The 16,765-nt window shown below is 72.1% G+C and carries 17 protein-coding genes; 12 read left to right on the top strand and 5 right to left on the bottom strand.

Annotated elements, in window-relative coordinates; genetic code table 11:
- Positions 1–33: 33 nt before the first annotated feature.
- From ACWGJO_RS28815 to ACWGJO_RS28805, 3 genes are all read right to left on the bottom strand, one after another.
- Entirely contained in the window at positions 34–411 is a 378-nt protein-coding gene (locus ACWGJO_RS28815) for a hypothetical protein (RefSeq protein WP_452188130.1), read from the bottom strand.
- Between the two features lie 113 nt (positions 412–524).
- Positions 525–794 (bottom strand): chaplin, encoded by a 270-nt coding sequence (locus ACWGJO_RS28810; protein WP_452188128.1) that lies wholly within the window; start codon positions 792–794, stop codon positions 525–527.
- 110 nt (positions 795–904) lie between these two features.
- A complete protein-coding gene (locus ACWGJO_RS28805) occupies positions 905–1,147 on the bottom strand; it encodes a chaplin (RefSeq protein WP_452188126.1) in 243 nt (80 codons plus the stop codon).
- 496 nt (positions 1,148–1,643) lie between these two features.
- Here ACWGJO_RS28805 and ACWGJO_RS28800 point away from each other — a divergent pair, with 496 nt between their 5' ends.
- The 5 genes from ACWGJO_RS28800 to ACWGJO_RS28780 all read left to right on the top strand — a co-directional run bounded on the left by ACWGJO_RS28800 (position 1,644) and on the right by ACWGJO_RS28780 (position 7,386).
- Entirely contained in the window at positions 1,644–1,883 is a 240-nt protein-coding gene (locus ACWGJO_RS28800) for a chaplin (protein ID WP_359823634.1), read from the top strand.
- A gap of 242 nt (positions 1,884–2,125) precedes the next feature.
- Positions 2,126–3,799 carry an RICIN domain-containing protein gene (locus ACWGJO_RS28795; protein WP_452188124.1) on the top strand — a complete coding sequence of 558 codons (1,674 nt, stop codon included), beginning with the start codon at positions 2,126–2,128 and terminating at the stop codon, positions 3,797–3,799.
- Positions 3,800–3,998: 199 nt separating this feature from the next.
- The gene (locus tag ACWGJO_RS28790) at positions 3,999–5,288 is read left to right on the top strand and encodes a glycosyltransferase family 39 protein (protein ID WP_452188123.1); all 1,290 of its coding nucleotides are present in this window, start codon (positions 3,999–4,001) and stop codon (positions 5,286–5,288) included.
- 63 nt (positions 5,289–5,351) lie between these two features.
- The gene (locus tag ACWGJO_RS28785) at positions 5,352–5,843 is read left to right on the top strand and encodes a MarR family winged helix-turn-helix transcriptional regulator (RefSeq protein WP_452188121.1); all 492 of its coding nucleotides are present in this window, start codon (positions 5,352–5,354) and stop codon (positions 5,841–5,843) included.
- Positions 5,844–5,937: 94 nt separating this feature from the next.
- Positions 5,938–7,386: a DHA2 family efflux MFS transporter permease subunit gene (locus ACWGJO_RS28780; protein WP_452188119.1), complete on the top strand. Its 1,449-nt coding sequence runs from the start codon at positions 5,938–5,940 to the stop codon at positions 7,384–7,386.
- Between the two features lie 58 nt (positions 7,387–7,444).
- On the opposite strand, the gene ACWGJO_RS28775 is transcribed toward ACWGJO_RS28780, so the two are convergent.
- Positions 7,445–7,927 carry a hypothetical protein gene (locus ACWGJO_RS28775; protein ID WP_078589103.1) on the bottom strand — a complete coding sequence of 161 codons (483 nt, stop codon included), beginning with the start codon at positions 7,925–7,927 and terminating at the stop codon, positions 7,445–7,447.
- Between the two features lie 439 nt (positions 7,928–8,366).
- Between ACWGJO_RS28775 and hemL the strand changes: the two genes are divergently transcribed.
- From hemL to ACWGJO_RS28740, 7 genes are all read left to right on the top strand, one after another.
- Positions 8,367–9,695: a glutamate-1-semialdehyde 2,1-aminomutase gene (hemL, locus tag ACWGJO_RS28770; RefSeq protein WP_452188117.1), complete on the top strand. Its 1,329-nt coding sequence runs from the start codon at positions 8,367–8,369 to the stop codon at positions 9,693–9,695.
- Positions 9,696–9,769: 74 nt separating this feature from the next.
- Entirely contained in the window at positions 9,770–10,420 is a 651-nt protein-coding gene (locus ACWGJO_RS28765; protein ID WP_387686367.1) for a histidine phosphatase family protein, read from the top strand.
- Between the two features lie 142 nt (positions 10,421–10,562).
- On the top strand, positions 10,563–11,180 hold the full coding sequence (locus ACWGJO_RS28760) for a TlpA family protein disulfide reductase (protein ID WP_359902808.1): 618 nt from the start codon (positions 10,563–10,565) through the stop codon (positions 11,178–11,180).
- A gap of 2 nt (positions 11,181–11,182) precedes the next feature.
- The gene (locus ACWGJO_RS28755; RefSeq protein ID WP_387686369.1) at positions 11,183–11,953 is read left to right on the top strand and encodes a cytochrome c biogenesis CcdA family protein; all 771 of its coding nucleotides are present in this window, start codon (positions 11,183–11,185) and stop codon (positions 11,951–11,953) included.
- Between the two features lie 2 nt (positions 11,954–11,955).
- Positions 11,956–13,734, top strand: coding sequence for a cytochrome c biogenesis protein ResB (gene resB / locus ACWGJO_RS28750; RefSeq protein ID WP_452188115.1), 1,779 nt, complete (start codon positions 11,956–11,958; stop codon positions 13,732–13,734).
- A 3-nt stretch (positions 13,735–13,737) separates the two neighbouring features.
- Positions 13,738–14,865, top strand: a complete 1,128-nt coding sequence (gene ccsB, locus ACWGJO_RS28745; protein ID WP_452188114.1) for a c-type cytochrome biogenesis protein CcsB — start codon at positions 13,738–13,740, stop codon at positions 14,863–14,865.
- A gap of 138 nt (positions 14,866–15,003) precedes the next feature.
- Positions 15,004–15,390, top strand: coding sequence for a hypothetical protein (locus ACWGJO_RS28740; protein WP_359902817.1), 387 nt, complete (start codon positions 15,004–15,006; stop codon positions 15,388–15,390).
- Positions 15,391–15,469: 79 nt separating this feature from the next.
- On the opposite strand, the gene ACWGJO_RS28735 is transcribed toward ACWGJO_RS28740, so the two are convergent.
- Positions 15,470–16,591 (bottom strand): ScbA/BarX family gamma-butyrolactone biosynthesis protein, encoded by a 1,122-nt coding sequence (locus ACWGJO_RS28735; protein WP_452188112.1) that lies wholly within the window; start codon positions 16,589–16,591, stop codon positions 15,470–15,472.
- Positions 16,592–16,765: the final 174 nt, after the last annotated feature.

Genomic DNA, 16,765 nt, shown 5'->3' with positions numbered 1-16,765 from the left:
GCCGGGGTGCCGGGCTCTCGCGCGCCCGGGGGCTCAGCCCGGCAGGAGGCCGGTCAGCCCGCCGACCAGCGGGAGGTCCTTGGCGCCGCCGCCGGCGCTCAGCGGGCCGGTCAGCGTCCCGGTGCCGACGGCGGGCAGGCCCTGGTCGGGCTGGAGGACCGCGCCGTTGTTGAGGAAGTCGGCCGAGGAGTTCGCCCACGGGTCCAGCCGCAGGCTCTTGATCGGCGCGATGCCGTAGCCGAGGCCGGTGGTCGTCCCGCCCAGCGCCTGGCCGAGGTCGGTCTTGGTCAGCGTGGCCGGGCCGGCCGGGGCCTCGCCCGGGGCGGTGGCGGCCTGCGCCGAACCGGCGCCGAGCAGCACCGCGGCACCCACGGCGGCGGCCAGTCCGGCGGCGTTCTTCTTCGAAACCATCGTGATCACCCTTCGGTGGATCGGGGATCCCGGACGGCTGTCCGGGGACGCCGAACTGCCCCCCGGCCGACTGGTCGGGGGGCAGGACGGCCGGAACACGTGCCGATCGGGGATCAGCAGTCGTCCGCGGGCTGCGGGTGGGCCTCGACGTTGGCGCAGGCGTTGCCGAAGGCCGGGTTCAGCAGGCCGACCACGTCGATGGAGTTGCCGCACAGGTTGATCGGCACGTGCACCGGGACCTGGATCTGGTTGCCGGAGATGACACCGGGGGACCCGACGGCCGCGCCCTCGGCGCCCGCGCTGGCGGCGGCGGAGCCCGCCGCGCCCAGCACCAGGCCGGCAGCGGCGGCGGAGAGGACGGCGGCCTTCTTCATGTTCTGCATGGGGGGTTGATCTCCTCGATCACACACGGGTGGAGCGTGCCGCGCCCCGGCGCTGCGGGGCGCGGCACGGGCTCGGTGAATCGGCTGTCGCCGGTGCGGCGACCGCGGGTTCAGCCGATGTTGGCGCACTGGTTGCCGAAGGCCGGGTTCAGCAGGCCGATGATGTCGATGCTGTTGCCGCACAGGTTGATCGGGATGTGGATCGGCACCTGGATCTGGTTGCCGGAGAGCACGCCGGGGGAACCGGCGGCGACGCCCTCGGCGCCCGAGCTGGCGACCGCACCGCCGGCGGCACCGAGCACCAGGCCGCTGGCGGCCAGGGACAGGACGGCGGCCTTCTTGAAGTTGCGCATGTCATTCCTCCGATTTCTGCCCGACGGAATGGGAATGTCGGGAGTCGGGCGAGCGCGAATACTCACCCGAAGGCTTCAGGGATTGCCGTGATTGTCACTCGGTCGGCGCATATCGGCGTGTTCCGCCCATGGCTCGGGCGTGGCCGTGACTGCCGGGTCGCGGTGCCTCCCGAAACGATTCCCGCACGGCCGGGAAAGGCTTCGGACAAAGGCGCGACCAGGTGGAATTCCGGTCGGGCGTTCCGGCACGGGTTGCCGGACGCCGGGTTCTGGGAGGCCCGCCGCGCGGGGGCCGGTGGAGACCGGGTTCCGTGAGGGAGAACGAGGAACCGCGCGGGGGGAAACGGTCCGACCCTCCGATCACCCGAATGCCCGGTCCGCGGCGCCGTTGCGCCGGATGGGTGACAGTGCCGGGACCGTCGCAACCGGTCCGGTGGGGTCTCGTTCTAGATGTCGCACTCCCCGTGCATATCTGTCGAACAGTCAGGAGGCTCGTATGAGCATCAAGAAGACCGCCGCCGTCGGCGCGGCCGTGGTGGGCATCGTGGCCACCGGCGCCGGTTCCGCGATGGCCAGCTCCGGCGCCCAGGGCGTCGCCGCCGGTTCCCCCGGTGTCGTCTCCGGCAACCAGATCCAGGTCCCGGTGCACGTTCCGGTCAACGTCTGCGGCAACACCATCGACATCATCGGCCTGCTGAACCCGGCGTTCGGCAACAAGTGCGCCAACGTGGGCTGAGCCCGCACCCGGTTCGGCCGGTGCGAGCCGCCGTTCCGCGCCTCCCTCCTGGGGCGCGGGGCGGCGGCTCTTCGTTGTGCCGTGAACGTGTCGATCCGTCGGCTCCCGGCGGTGTCACGAGTCTTGTTGCGTTACTTGTCAGTACCTAGAATGCGAGACCTGCTCACCTTTCCTGCTCCTCTCTTGCTCCGCACCGCTCGGCTCCCCGCCAGGGCGGTCCCCCACCCCGCAAGGAGTCGCGTGTGATCAGGTCACCCCTGCCGGCGGCACGGCGAACGCGTACGGGTGCGTCCCGGTGCGCCGCACTGCTCGCCACCGGAGCCCTCCTCGCCACCCTCGGCCTGGCCGGCGCCCCCGCCGCCCTGGCCGACCCCGCCCCGGCCGCGCCCGCGGCCACCCGTCCGGCCGCGATCGTCGCCCTCGGCGACAGCGCCATCTCCGGGGAGGGCGCCGGCACCGACACCAACGACGGCTACTTCCCGGAGACGGACAGCCCCACCAACTACTGCCACCGCCACCCCAAGTCGGAGATCTTCGTCACCGACATCCCCGGGGTCACCCCGATCGACCTGGCCTGCTCCGGCGCCCAGACCGGCGACCTGGTCAGCGACCCGGAACTGGCCAAGGTCACCGGCCCCGGCAGCGGCGACTTCGGCGAGCCCAAGCAGGACGTCAAACTGGCGGACACGGCGGCCAAGTACGACGTCAGGATGGTCGTCGTCACCATCGGCGCCAACGACGACTTCGACTTCAGCGGGATCATGATGCACTGCCTGGCGCAGTACTTCCCGATCCCCAAGGACCAGGGCTGCCGGGACACCATCGGCAGCGACGAGATCCGCCGGCGCGCCAAGGGCGTCCAGCCCAAGGTGGTCGCCGCGCTCCAGAACATCCGTCAGACCATGCGCAAGGCCGGCTACGCCGACTCCTCGTACCAGCTGGTCTACCAGTCGTACTTCAACCCGATTACCCCGGACATCCGGCGCAACGACTACCTCGGCAAGGTCGCCGACGGCTGCCCGGCCTTCCCCGAGGACCTCGCCTGGGGCCACAACTGGGTGGTGCCGACACTCAGTGACGCGCTGCGCGGCGCGGCCGAGCAGGTGCCCGGCGTCCGGTACCTGGACCAGCGGCGGGTCGCCTTCGGGCACGAGGTCTGCGCGGAGTGGACGTCCTCCCCGTACGAGTACTCCAACGGGGACGTCATCAACCTCTCCGAGTGGGTGCGCAACGGCTGCGACTCGCAGATCGGCATCCCCGGGCTGTGCATGAATATGATCCGCCAGTCGTACCACCTGCGGGTGGCCGGCTACCGCGGCGAGGGCGTCTGCCTCGGTCAGTTCTACGCCCGGACCGAGCTGGCGCAGGCGTACTGCACGCTCAACCAGCAGAACACCACCTCGATCCAGCCGCTCACGCCCGGACAGCCGTTCGGGGACGTCCCCGAGGACGGCGCCTGGTACCAGCTGACCAACGCCGCCAGCGGCAACGCGCTCGACCTCACCGGCGGCGGCAGCTACGGCGACTCCACCAACGGGCGGCCCGCGATCACCTATCCGGCCGCCGGCGGGCTCAACCAGTCCTTCGTCCTGGAGGCCAAGGCGGGCGGCAGCTACGAGCTCGACTTCAGCGGCAACCGGAACATGTGCCTGGACGCCAACGCCGGTTCCACCGCCCCCGGCACCCGGATCCAGCAGTGGGGCTGCAACGGCGGCGGCAACCAGCACTGGGTGTTCACACCGGCCGGCGACGGCCGCTACAAGATCGCCGACTCCCAGGACCGCAGCAAGGTCCTGGCCGCCGGCAGCACCCTCGACGCCAAGGGCAACCCGTACGTCGAACTCGCCACCGACACCGGCGCCGCCAACCAGCTCTGGCAGCTCACCAAGCTCGGCATCGTCTACGTCCACGGCTGATCCACCCCGCACGCGCCCAGGCCGTCGCCGCCCCCGACCGGGCGGCGACGGCGTGGTCTTCGGCCCGGGTGGCACGGCGCCGGACAGGGCTCCGGGGGCACCAGGGGGCCTCGGTTCGGGGGCGTGCCGTAGGCTCACGGGAAAATCGTTGCGCCGGAGCCGCGCGGACCACGAGCGGGGCGGGGAGTACCCAGACCAGATGAGCACGGCATCGAGCACTGAGTCGTCCAGCACCCAGTCCGGAGCGCCCGCGGCGCCCGCAGCGGAGCCGGCGGAGATCCCCGAGGAACGGACCGGCCGGGAGCCCGGCCGGTTCGGGGCGCTGGTGGACCGCTTCGCGCCCGCACTGGGCGCGTACGCGGTGGTCAAGGCCATCGGCGTGACCGTCTTCATGCTGCTGCTCTCGCACACCGGCGACTACCTGACCAAGCAGCCGGGCCGCGGGGGTGCTGCCAAGCCCTGGGACGTGCTGGGCACCTGGGACGGCGTCTGGTACCAGCGGATCGCCGAGAACGGGTACAACCCGCAGCTGATCCCGCTGCACGGCTTCCCGCTGGCGACCTACTACGAGAACTCGGCCGCCTTCTTCCCGCTCTACCCCTGGCTGATGCGGCTGGTCGGCGCGGTCACCGGGCTCGGCCCGTACGGCTCCGGGATCGTCGTCTCGGTGCTGGCCTCGCTGGTCGCGGCGGCGGGGATCTTCGCGATCGCCGAGCGGCTCGGCGGCTTCCGGGCGGGCGTGATCGCGGCGGTGCTCTGGGGCCTGTTCCCGGGCTCCGGCGTGGAGTGGGCGGTCTACTCGGACTCGCTGTTCGTCGCGCTGTCCGCCTGGGCCTGCTACTGCGTGATGACCCGCCGCTGGCTCGCGGCCGGTGTGCTGACGCTGGTGGCGGGCCTCAACCGGCCGACCGCCGCCGTGCTGATCGCCGCCGTCTCGATTGCCGCGCTGGTCGCGCTGGTCCGCCGCACCGACGGGGTGGCCCGTCCGCTGACCGCGATGCTGATCACGCCCTGGGGCCTGCTCGGCTACGTCGCCTGGGTCGGCTGGAAGATGGGCGACTGGGGCGGCTACTTCAAGCTCCAGCAGGGCGCCTGGAACCGCTACTTCGACGGCGGCTCCTCCACCCTGCGCACGATCAGGGACGTGATCACCGGCCACTGGACCTACTGGCAGGCCAATCCCGTCCCGGACCTCATCGCGATCGGCCTGCTGATCGCCCTGCCCGGGCTGGTGCTGCTGCTGTGGCGCACCCGGCCGCCGCTGGTGCTGTGGATCTACACCGGGCTCACCATCTTCACCGCGCTGAGCACCAATCAGATCTTCGGCAACATCTCGCGCTACCTGCTGCCCGCCTTCCCGCTCTGCATCGGCCTGGCGGTGGCGCTGCGCCGGGTGCGGCTCTCCTCGCTGGCCTGGCTGCTGGGGATGCCCGTCCTCGCGGCGGGCTGGTACGCGGGCTATGCGCTGTTCGAGTTGGGCATCCCGTAGACCCGGCGTTGGTTGGCTACGGGATCATCCGGGAGCAGACGGGCCGTTGCTAACCTCGGACGTATGACGACGACCCCGCCGCCCGTGCGCCAGATCCGCGACATCTCCGGGCTGATGGACCACGCGAGCCACGTGCTGGCCACCCGGATGGCGGCCGCCTTCACCGAACTCGGGATCACCCCGCGCGCCTACTGCGTGCTGTTCCACGCGCAGGAGTCCGAACGCACCCAGATCCAGCTGGCCGAGCTGGCGGACCTGGACAAGACGACCATGGTGGTCACCGTCGACGAGCTGGAGAAGGCGGGCCTGGCCGAGCGCCGCCCGTCCGCGACCGACCGGCGGGCCCGGATCGTCTCGGTCACCGACGCGGGCGAGCGGGCCGTGGCGCAGGGCACCGCGATCGCCGACCGGGTGCACCGCGAACTGCTGGAGGCGCTGCCGCAGCCGGAGCGCGAGGTGTTCGTCTCGGCCCTGACCCGGCTGGTGGACGGCCATCTCGCGGAGCCGGTCGAGGTCGAGCGCACCGTCCGCCGTGCCCGCCGTTCCCGGGGCTGACCGCCCGGCCCCAAGCTGCTCCCGAGATAGATAGTCCCGAACAAAACGATCTGATAGCGTCCTACCCGGTACTCGACGAACCGGGAGAACCGCCATGACCACGCACGCCCCGGCCGCGCCCACACCGGCCTCCGCAGCCCCCGCCACCGCGCGCTCCCGCACCCTCGCCCTCGCGGTGCTCTGCGCGGGAATGCTGATGATCGTCCTGGACGGCTCGATCGTCACCGTGGCGCTGCCCGCGATCCAGGGCGACCTGCACTTCTCGCCCGCCGGCCTCACCTGGACGGTCAACGCCTACCTGATCGCCTTCGGCGGCCTGCTCCTGCTGGCCGGCCGGCTCGGCGACCTGATCGGCCGCAGGCGGATGTTCGTCGCCGGGCTCACCCTCTTCACCGCCGCCTCGCTGCTCTGCGCCGTCGCCACCGGGCAGCAGGCGCTGATCGCCGCCCGCTTCCTCCAGGGCGTCGGCGGCGCGATGGCCTCCGCCGTCAGCCTCGGCATGATCGTCACGCTCTTCCCCGAGCCGGCCGAGCGCGGCCGGGCGATCGGCGCGTTCAGCTTCGTCGGCGCGGCCGGCGCCTCGATCGGCCAGGTCCTCGGCGGGGTGCTCACCCAGGCCCTCAACTGGCACTGGATCTTCCTGATCAACCTGCCGCTCGGCCTGGCCGCCGTCCTGCTCTCCCTGCGGCTGCTGGAGTCCGACCGCGGCCCCGGCCTGCGGGCCGGCGCCGACGTGCTCGGCGCCGTGCTGATCACCGCCGCCCTGATGCTCGGCATCTACACCATCGTCGGCACCGGCGAGCACGGCTGGACGTCAGCCCGCACCCTGGGCCTCGGCGCGCTCTCGCTCGCGCTGCTGGCCGGCTTCCTGCTCCGGCAGGCCCGGGCCGCCCAACCCCTGCTCCCGCTGCGGATGTTCCGCTCGCGCGACGTCTCCGGAGCCAACGCCGTGCAGGTGCTGACCATCTCCGGGATGTTCGGCTTCCAGATCATGGTCGCGCTCTACCTGCAGCAGGTCCTCGGCTACGGCGCCGCCGCCACCGGCCTGGCGATGCTGCCGGCGGCGGCCGCCATCGGCGCGGTGTCGCTGCTGCTCTCGGCCCGGCTGAGCGCCCGGTTCGGCGAGCGCTCCGTACTGCTCGCGGGGCTCGCCATGCTGCTCGCCGCGCTCGGACTGCTGGTCCGGCTGCCCGCCGACGCCGACTACGTCGTCCACCTGCTGCCGACCATGCTGCTGATCGCGGGCGGCGGCCTGGTGCTGTCCACGCTCGCGGTCCTCGGCATGTCGGGCGCCGGACCGCAGGACGCGGGCACCGCCTCCGGCCTGTTCAACACCACCCAGCAGGTCGGCGGCGCGCTCGGGTTCGCCGTCCTCGGCACCCTCGCGAGCGGCCGCACCGCCGCCCTGACCGCGGCCGGGCACCCCGCCGCGGACGCCCTGGCCGGCGGCTTCCGCCTCGCCTTCGCGGTCGCCGCTGGACTGCTCGCGGTGGCCCTGCTGCTCGCCGCCACCGTCCTGCGGCCGACCGGGCGTCAGAACTGACGGTCCGCCAACCCGCCCCGCCCCGGCCCGCGTTCGAGCAGCGCGCCGGGGCCGGGCGTCACGGCCAGACCAGGCAGTACAGCTGGTGCCCCGCCTCGTGCAGCCGGTTGGCGAAGTCCTGCCACTCGTGCAGCATGCTGTAGATCACGAACGCGTCCCGCGGCCCGCGCCGGTCCGGCACGGTGGACCAGATGAAGGCGGCGGCGCCGAGCTCCGTCTCGTCGGCCTTGCGCAACGGCTCGACGACGTTGTGGGGCAGCTGGACGACGGCGTAGTCGGGGTGCAGCACGACCAGCTCCAGCGGCGGCACCTGGTGCAGCGGCACGCCCTGGATGCCGGTGAGCACCATGGCGCTCATCGTCTCCGGCTTGATCTTGGTGGAGAGGTGGCCGGTGGGGGAGCCGCTGGTCTCCATCAGGTCGCCGAGCCGCCCCAGCGAGCCGAGCTCGCCGGCGTCCAGGCCGAGTCCGCCCGGGCCGAGGGCGGTGGGGACTCTGGCGGCGGTCGCGCGGTCCGGGGCCCCGAAGTACTTGTAGGTCACCCCCACGCGTCCCTCACCCCGCCTCTCACCGCCGCGACGACCACGACCCGTACCCGCTCCCGTACCCCCGCGTGCGGTTTCGGCGGGCCTGCGGGAGCCCCCCGCAGCCTCGTCGTAGCCGTCCTGCGCCTCGGACACTCGGACCATCCTCACCGGAATTCGCCGGAATCGACAGACCCCCGCACATCCGGCGCCCACCGGACGTGCTCCTTACCCGTCATGCGCCGCCGTACCCAATCGCGGTACGCGGCAGTCCTCTCCACACCCCTGCACACAAACCGGAACGCCCGTGCACTCTGTGTACACAGTCTGACTGGTCCCCGGTCCGGTGCAGTCAGCGGCCCCTGCTGTACGGACAACCGTACAGACAACGGTGCCCGGATCATCGTTCCAGATGATCGGGTCGGACATGCAGAGCGTGAGGACACGATTTGAGACCATGTCTTTTGTGAGCTACCCCTACGAAGCCCCCCAGTCCCAGTCGCTGTTCGACCGCGCCTCCGTGGTGACGCCCGGCGGCGTCAACTCCCCGGTGCGCGCCTTCCGCGCGGTCGGCGGCACGCCGCGCTTCATGGTGTCCGGCACCGGCCCCTACCTGACCGACGCCGACGGCCGCGAGTACGTCGACCTGGTGTGCTCGTGGGGTCCGATGATCCTCGGCCACGCGCACCCCGCGGTGATCGACGCCGTCCGGCAGGCCGTCTCCAAGGGCACCTCCTTCGGCACCCCCGGCCAGGGCGAGGTCGAGCTGGCCGAGGAGATCGTCGGCCGGGTCGCCCCGGTCGAGCAGGTCCGCCTGGTCTCCTCCGGCACCGAGGCCACCATGTCCGCGATCCGGCTGGCCCGCGGCTTCACCGGCCGGGCGAAGGTGGTCAAGTTCGCCGGCTGCTACCACGGTCACGTGGACGCGCTGCTGGCCGCCGCCGGTTCCGGCGTGGCCACCTTCGGCCTGCCGGACACCCCGGGCGTCACCGGCGCCCAGGCCGGCGACACCATCGTGCTGCCGTACAACGACCTGGCCGCCGTCGAGCAGGCCTTCGCCGCCCACCCGGGCGAGATCGCCTGCGTGATCACCGAGGCCTCGCCCGGCAACATGGGCGTCGTCCCGCCGCTGCCCGGCTTCAACGGCGGCCTGGCCCGGCTCTGCCGGGAGAACGGCGCGCTGTTCATCTCCGACGAGGTGATGACCGGCTTCCGCGTCTCCAAGGCCGGCTGGTACGGCCTGGAGGCGGCGAACGAGGGCTGGGCGCCGGACCTGCTGACCTTCGGCAAGGTCATGGGCGGCGGCTTCCCGGCCGCGGCCTTCGGCGGCCGTGCCGACGTGATGGCGCACCTGGCCCCGGCCGGCCCGGTCTACCAGGCGGGCACCCTGTCCGGGAACCCGATCGCCACCGCGGCCGGCCTGGCCCAGCTGCGCGGCTGCACCGACGAGGTGTACGCCACGGTGGACAAGGTCGCCGCCGAGGTCTCCGGCCTGGTCACCGACGCGCTCGCCAAGGAGGGCGTGGCCCACCGGCTGCAGACCGCCGGGAACATGTTCTCGGTGTTCTTCACCGAGGCCCCGGTCACCGACTACGACGAGGCCAGGACCCAGGAGGCGTACCGTTTCACCGCCTTCTTCCACGCGATGCTGGCCGCGGGCGTCTACCTGCCGCCGTCCGCCTTCGAGTCCTGGTTCGTCTCGGCGGCCCACGACGAGCGGGCGATCGAGCGGATCGCCGCCGCCCTGCCGGCCGCCGCGCGCGCCGCTGCCGCCGCCACGGCCTGACCCGTCGCGGCCCGAACCCGATTCCCAGGAGTAGTCGAGAAGTGAGCGCCAAAGAGATCACCGTCGTCCACGTGATGCGGCACGGCGAGGTGCACAACCCGGAGGGCGTCCTGTACGGGCGTCTGCCGGACTACCACCTGTCCGAGCTGGGCCGGAAGATGGCCGAGCGGGTCGCCGAGGACCTGGCCGACCGGGACATCACCCACGTGGTGGCCTCCCCGCTGGAGCGCGCCCAGGAAACCGCCGCGCCGATCGCCGAGGCGCACGGCCTGGACGTCGCGGCGGACGGGCGGCTGATCGAGGCGGAGAACGTCTTCGAGGGCAAGACCTTCGGGGTCGGCGACGGTTCGCTGCGGAACCCGGGCTACTGGAAGTACCTCACCAACCCGTTCAAGCCCTCGTGGGGCGAGCCGTATCTCGACCAGGCGGTGCGGATGATGGGCGCGCTCGGCGCGGCCCGGGACGCCGCCCGCGGGCACGAGGCGGTCTGCGTCAGCCACCAGCTGCCGATCTGGACCCTGCGCTCCTTCGTGGAGCGCCGCCGGCTCTGGCACGACCCGCGCAACCGGCAGTGCTCGCTGGCCTCGCTGACCAGCTTCACCTTCGAGGGCGACAGGATCGTCTCGGTCGGCTACCGCGAGCCGGCCCGCGACCTGCTGCCCGCGCACCTGGTGGGCAAGGGCCGCAAGGGCGACAAGCCGGTGGGCAAGAGCTTCGGCGCCTAGCCTCCGTAAGCGGCGTGTAAGTATGACTTCGGGTCACCTGGCAGATGCCGGGTGACCCGATTTCGTCGCAGGTCAGAGGGGGTGCGACGCGCAAGGCAGGACCCCGGCGAACCGCCCCGGAACTCCATGCGAAACTTTTCACATGTCTGCCATGACGCGCCCCCGTCCCCGTGTCGCCGCAGCAGCCGCCGCCACCGTCGCCGCCGCTGCGCTCGCCCTCACCGGCTGCTCCTCCTCGGGCTCGTCGGGCGGCGGCGAGGGCCAGGTCGGCTTCGTCACGGTCAAGGGCACCAACCTGTCGAAGGCGGAGGCCGGCAAGCGCGGGGACGCGCCGGACATCTCCGGCGAGACGCTGGAGGGCACCGCGGCCAAGCTCTCCGACTACCGGGGCAAGGTCGTCGTGCTGAACGTCTGGGGCTCCTGGTGCGGCCCGTGCCGGGCCGAGGCCAAGAGCCTCCAGAACGTCTCGGAGAAGTACAAGGACCAGGGCGTCCAGTTCCTCGGCATCAACACCCGGGACACCGAGAAGCAGAACGCCGTCCGCTTCGAGCAGGAGCAGGGCGTCACCTACCCGAGCCTCTTCGACCCGGCTGGCACCCAGCTGCTCAAGTTCCCCAAGGGCAGCCTCAACCCGCAGTCCATCCCGACCACCCTGATCGTCGACCGGGACGGCAAGCTGGCCGCCCGCGCCGTCGGCGGCACCACCGAGGACGCGCTGGAGTCGATCCTCCAGCCGGTGGTCGCGGAGCAGAAGCAGTGAGTCTGCCGCCCCTGTACCTCGCCGACGCCACCTCGACCGTCCAGAGCGGCGCGCTGCTGGCCGCCGCCCCGGTCGCGCTGGTGGCGGGGCTGGCGTCGTTCTTCTCGCCGTGCGTGCTGCCGCTGGTCCCCGGCTACCTGTCGTACGTGACCGGCTTCTCCGCCGCCGACCTCGCGGACGCCCGCGGTTCGCGGCGCGGCCGGATGCTGCTCGGCGTGGTGCTGTTCATCCTCGGCTTCACCGCGGTGTTCGTCTCCACCGGCGCCCTGTTCGGCTACTTCGGTCAGGAGCTCCAGGACTACAAGCGGATCATCAGCATCGTGCTGGGCTCGCTCACCGTGGTGATGGGCCTGGCGTTCATGGGCCTGGTGCCCGGGCTGAGCATGCGCGAGGTCCGCTCGCACCGCCGCCCGGCGGTCGGCCTGCTGGGCGCCCCGATGCTCGGAGTGGTGTTCGGCGTCGGCTGGACCCCGTGCATGGGCCCGACCCTGACCGCCGTGCAGAACCTGGCCCTCAACCAGGCCGACGCCCAGCGTGGCGCGCTGCTGACCACCTTCTACTGCCTGGGCCTCGGCGTACCGTTCATCCTGGCCGCGGTGGCCTTCCGCCGGGCGCTGGGCGCCTTCGGCTGGGTCAAGCGGCACTACCCGCTCGTCATGAGGATCGGCGGCGGCATGCTCGTCGCGGTCGGTCTGCTGCTCGTCACCGGGATCTGGGACTCGATGATGAGCCAGCTGCAGTCCTGGACCGCCGACTTCCAGATCGGAATCTGACCGTGAGCAACACCACGACCGAGACCGAGCAGCCGCCGGCGCCGGACGACAGTGCCGCCGAGCGGCTCAGCACCGCCCCGGTCGAGTCCGAAGGCCCGACCGGCATAGGGCCGTTCGGCTGGGCCCGCTGGATGTGGCGCCAGCTGACCTCGATGCGGGTCGCCCTGATCCTGCTGTTTCTGCTGTCGCTGGCCGCCATCCCCGGCTCGCTGATCCCGCAGAACGGGCAGAACCAGTTCAAGGTGCAGACCTGGAAGGCGCAGCACACCACGGTCGCGCCGATCTACGAGAAGCTCCAGCTGTTCGACGTCTACAGCTCGGTCTGGTTCTCCGCGATCTACATCCTGCTGTTCGTCTCGCTGGCCGGCTGCATCGTCCCGCGCACCTGGCAGTTCGTCGGCGTGCTGCGCTCCCGGCCGCCGGCCGCGCCGCGCAACCTGACCCGGATGCCGGTGCACGCGGTCTGGCGCACCGAGGCGGACGCCGACCAGGTGAACGCCGCCGCGCACCGGCTGCTGCGCAAGCGCGGCTTCCGCGCCCACCTGTCCGGCGGCGCGGTCGCGGCCGAGAAGGGCTACCTGCGCGAGGTCGGCAACCTGCTGTTCCACCTGTCGCTGTTCGCGCTGCTCGGCGGCTTCGCCTGGTCCAGCCTGGCCGCCGGCACCGGCGGCAAGCTGATGATCGAGGGCGAGGCCTACTCCAACACCATCACCCAGCTCGACGACTTCACCGGCACCCGGTTCTACGGCAGCCAGGACCTCGACCCCTTCTACCTGAAGCTGGACGGCTTCACCTCGAAGTTCCAGGAGAAGGGCGACCAGATCGGCGCCGCCCGGCAGTTCACCGCGCACGTCGAGTACTCCGAGGGCGGCGACCCGTCCGCGCTGAAGAAGTCGACGATCGAGGTGAACCACCCGCTGGAGGTCGGCGGCAGCAAGGTCTACCTGATCGGCCACGGCTACGCCCCGGTGATCACCCTCAAGAACGGCAAGGGCGACGTCGTCTACCAGGGCGCCGTCCCGTTCCTGCCGCAGGACGGCAACCTGACCTCCACCGGCGTGGTGAAGGCCTCCGACTACGGCGTGGGTCCCGACGGCAACAAGACCCAGATGGGCTTCTCCGGGTTCTTCCTGCCGACCGCCCCGGTGAGCTTCGAGGGCACCGGCCCGGTCTCGCTGTTCCCCGGTGACGCCGCCCCCGAACTGGTGCTGAACGCCTTCGCCGGCGACCTGGGCACCGACTCCGGCCTGCCGCAGAACGTCTACCAGCTCAACACCCGCAAGCTCACCCAGCTGATCCAGGACGGCCAGCCGGCCAAGGCCAGGCTCAAGCCGGGTCAGGGCTGGACCCTCCCCGACGGCTACGGCTCCATCACCTTCGACGGCTACAAGCAGTGGGCCAGCTTCAACATCACGCACCGCCCGGGCAACGAGATCGCCCTGGTCGGCGGCGTGCTGGCGATCCTCGGTCTGATCGGCTCGCTGTTCATCCAGCGCCGCCGGATCTGGGTGCGGGCGGTCGCCCTGCCCGGCGGCGGTACCCAGGTCGAGCTGGCCGGCCTGGCCCGCAGCGAGTCGGCGAAGATCGCCGAGGAGCTGGCGGAGCTCGCGGTCGACCTCCAGGACGACGCCCCGGCCTCCGAGGACGACGTCCCGGCCTCCGAGGAGGACGCCGAGGACGGTGCCGGGGAAGCCGACACCGCGTCCGACGCGACACCCCACGACCCCGAGGCCGAGGCCTCAGCCCCCGCAGTCCCTGCCGACCAGAACTCCAAGGAGTAGACGGTGCAACTCGCCTCGGCGGTCGACCCACAGCTGGCCGACCTCTCCAACAAGCTGATCTATTCGGCGATGGTGGTCTACACGCTCGCCATGTTCGCCCACATGATCGAGTGGACCTTCGGCAGCAAGGGCGCCGTCGCCGTCCGCTCGAAGGTCCAGGCCGGCAGCCTCGGCGAGAGCGTCGCCACGGCCGAGAAGAAGGCCAGGAAGGTCACCGTCACCGTGGCGGGGGCCGGCGGCGGTACCACCACGCTCACCCGCACCGCGGTCGCGGGCGAGGGCGCGACGGTGGTCACCAGCGGGCGCGGCGTCGACGAGGAGGACGGTCCGGGCGCGGCCGGCACCAACGAGCGGGCCGACCTGGCCGGCCGGATCGCCATCTCGCTCACCGTGCTCGGCGCGGCGCTGCACGCGGGCGGGATCGTCGCCCGCGGACTCTCGGTCTCGCGCTGGCCGTGGGGCAACATGTACGAGTTCTCCTGCGCCTTCGCCTTCGCCATGACGGCGGCGTACCTGGTGCTGCTGGCCACGAAGAAGAACGTCCGCTGGCTCGGCCTGCCGGTCGTCCTCGCGGGGCTGCTGACCCTCGGCATCGCCACCACGGTGCTGTACACCGACTCCGAGCAGCTCGTCCCGGCGCTGCACTCGCCGTGGCTGGCGATCCACGTGTCCACCGCGATCTTCTGCGGCGGCGCCTTCTACGCGGCGTTCATCGCGACGCTGCTGTACCTCGGCAAGGACTCGTTCGACAAGCGCATGGCGGCCGGCCTGACCACCGGTCCGCTGGGCACCTCGGCCTCGATCTGGCGCCGGCTGCCCGCCGCGTCGACCTTCGACAAGCTGTCCTACCGGATCAACGCGCTGGTCTTCCCGCTGTGGACCTTCACCATCATCGCGGGCGCGATCTGGGCCGAGGCGGCCTGGGGCAAGTACTGGGAGTGGGACCCGAAGGAGACCTGGTCGTTCATCACCTGGGTCGCCTACGCCTGCTACCTGCACGCCCGCGCGACGGCCGGCTGGAAGGGCCGCAAGGCCGCCTACCTGGCGCTGGCGGCGTTCGCCTGCTGGCTCTTCAACTACTACGGCGTGAACATCTTCGTCACCGGAAAGCACTCCTACGCGGGGATCTGACCGGGGCACACGATGACCCACCGGCCCGGCTCTCTCCCACAGGCAGCCGGGCCGATGTGCAGGGGTAGTGCGTGCCGGCCGCCGGTCGGTGCGAGAGGGAATTGAGGAGGAAATCGCGCAATGGAGTGCGACGAGGTCATGCTGACCGTCCGAATCACCGCCGCCGAGCGCATGCTGCTCCGCAGGCTCGCCCAGGGACACCGGAGCGACGTGTCCGAGGTGGTGTCCGACGCGCTGCTGGACATCATCCCCACGCTCAGCGCACCGGGGGACGCCTACCGGCTGCTGGGGGCGCTGGCCATGCCCGCGCCGTGCGCCCTGACGGTCTGGCTGCCGACCGCGCTGGCCGACCTGCTGGTGCCGGGCGCGGCCCGGATCGCGCAGATCACCGACGTCCGGGTCGAGTCGGCCAGTGCCGCCCTGGGCGCGGCGCTGCGGCTGTGGCTGGCCCAGGACCCGGTCCGGCTGGCGACCAATCTCAGCGTGATGCACGCGGGCCGGCCGGCCGCACTGGTGGCCGCCTGACGGGGACGAGCCGCCTGACGGGGACGAGCCGCCCGACGGGGACGAGCCGCCCGACGGGGACGAGCCGCCCGACGGGGGATCAGCTCGCCAGTGGCAGCCGGGTGCCGCCGAGACCCGGCGCGGCGGGACGGCCCTCGTAGGCCTCCCGCCGGGCCGGCACCCTCGGGCCCTCGGCCGGCCCGTCCAGGGGTGCGGTGAGCAGCAGGCACTCGGCCGCCGGCCGGCCGTCCTGGAGCAGCTGGACCCGTACCGTCAGCCGGCCGTCCGCCGCGGTCGGTTCGGCGGTCGGCCCGGCGGTCGGTTCGGGGACCGCCCGGACGAAGCAGGGCCGGTCCAGCTCGATGTAGCGGTCGAAGGAGGTCACCAGCTCGACCGGCACCACCGGTTCGGGGTGGCGCAGCCGCTGGGCGGCCTGCCGGGCGGCCTCCAGCACCAGCATGCCGGGCACGTGGTCCAGCTCGTGGTCGAACAGCACCGGGTGGGTGGCGTCGGCCCGCAGCAGCCAGGTGTCCGGGGCCAGGGTCGGGCCGAGCACCACGTCGGCGGGCTGCGCGCGGCCGACCAGCTCGGGTGCGGCGGGTGCCGGCAGGAGCGGCGGGGCGGTGCGCCGCGCGGGCCCGCGCAGCCGGGCGTACGAGGCGGGGGAGAGCACCCGCAGCCGGCCGCTGCCGCGGCCGATCGGCCGGCCGTCCCGGGTGACGTCGACGCGGACCCGCAGGGAGACCAGTTCGCCGTGCCGCATCCGGACGTCCTCGCAGCCGACGGTCAGCATCAGCGAGGCGGGGCCGGCGGTGACGGCCAGGCCCGGCAGTCCGGGTTCGTGGAGCGCGTAGGAGAGGTCCTCCATCACGAACTGGTGGCCGCGCGGCACCCCGAATCCGGCGTGGCCGATCAGCAGTCCGGTCTGCCGGATCGTTTCGGCGAGCAGCACCGGGTCGTGGTAGCGGTCCCCGGGCAGCCGGTAGAAGCCGTGCAGCCGGGGCCACTGGGCGCCGAGCAGGAAGTCGTACGGGCCGGTGGCCTGCCAGCCGGTGAGGAACACCTCGGACACCGAGGCGCGGTGCACCAGGTGCCGGGAGACGGTCCGGTCGTGGAAGTCGTAGCCGGTCGCGGGGCCGTCGTGGAAGTCGAAGCCGCCACCGCTGCCCGGGCCGGGGCGGGCGTACGGGCCGTGCGGGTCCGGCTCTACGATCGATGGCATGACGGGCCCCCGCTTCAGGGTGTCGGTCGGAGCGGCCGCCACGGCCGTCGGAGCAAAACATACATACCACCCGGTTTGTGTTTTGCGACTGGGGGTGCCCGGGCCGCATTCTCCGGCCCGATCACGCTACCTGCCCCGTGGGCTGGGGGAATGCTCGTTGAGGGGGTCCCGGAC

This window comes from Kitasatospora sp. NPDC054795 (assembly GCF_053611565.1).
This window is presented reverse-complemented; position numbering and strand designations above follow the sequence as displayed.

Bases quoted from the DNA above. Each gene is read 5' to 3' on its own strand.
- ACWGJO_RS28800 (WP_359823634.1), top strand. From the start codon at position 1,644: ATGAGCATCAAGAAGACCGCCGCCGTCGGCGCGGCCGTGGTGGGCATC.
- ACWGJO_RS28790 (WP_452188123.1), top strand. From the start codon at position 3,999: ATGAGCACGGCATCGAGCACTGAGTCGTCCAGCACCCAGTCCGGAGCG.
- ACWGJO_RS28805 (WP_452188126.1), bottom strand. From the start codon at position 1,147: ATGCGCAACTTCAAGAAGGCCGCCGTCCTGTCCCTGGCCGCCAGCGGC.
- ACWGJO_RS28760 (WP_359902808.1), top strand. From the start codon at position 10,563: ATGTCTGCCATGACGCGCCCCCGTCCCCGTGTCGCCGCAGCAGCCGCC.
- ACWGJO_RS28780 (WP_452188119.1), top strand. From the start codon at position 5,938: ATGACCACGCACGCCCCGGCCGCGCCCACACCGGCCTCCGCAGCCCCC.
- ACWGJO_RS28735 (WP_452188112.1), bottom strand. From the start codon at position 16,591: ATGCCATCGATCGTAGAGCCGGACCCGCACGGCCCGTACGCCCGCCCC.
- ACWGJO_RS28765 (WP_387686367.1), top strand. From the start codon at position 9,770: ATGCGGCACGGCGAGGTGCACAACCCGGAGGGCGTCCTGTACGGGCGT.
- ACWGJO_RS28810 (WP_452188128.1), bottom strand. From the start codon at position 794: ATGCAGAACATGAAGAAGGCCGCCGTCCTCTCCGCCGCCGCTGCCGGC.
- ACWGJO_RS28785 (WP_452188121.1), top strand. From the start codon at position 5,352: ATGACGACGACCCCGCCGCCCGTGCGCCAGATCCGCGACATCTCCGGG.
- hemL (WP_452188117.1), top strand. From the start codon at position 8,367: ATGTCTTTTGTGAGCTACCCCTACGAAGCCCCCCAGTCCCAGTCGCTG.
- ACWGJO_RS28815 (WP_452188130.1), bottom strand. From the start codon at position 411: ATGGTTTCGAAGAAGAACGCCGCCGGACTGGCCGCCGCCGTGGGTGCC.
- ACWGJO_RS28740 (WP_359902817.1), top strand. From the start codon at position 15,004: ATGCTGACCGTCCGAATCACCGCCGCCGAGCGCATGCTGCTCCGCAGG.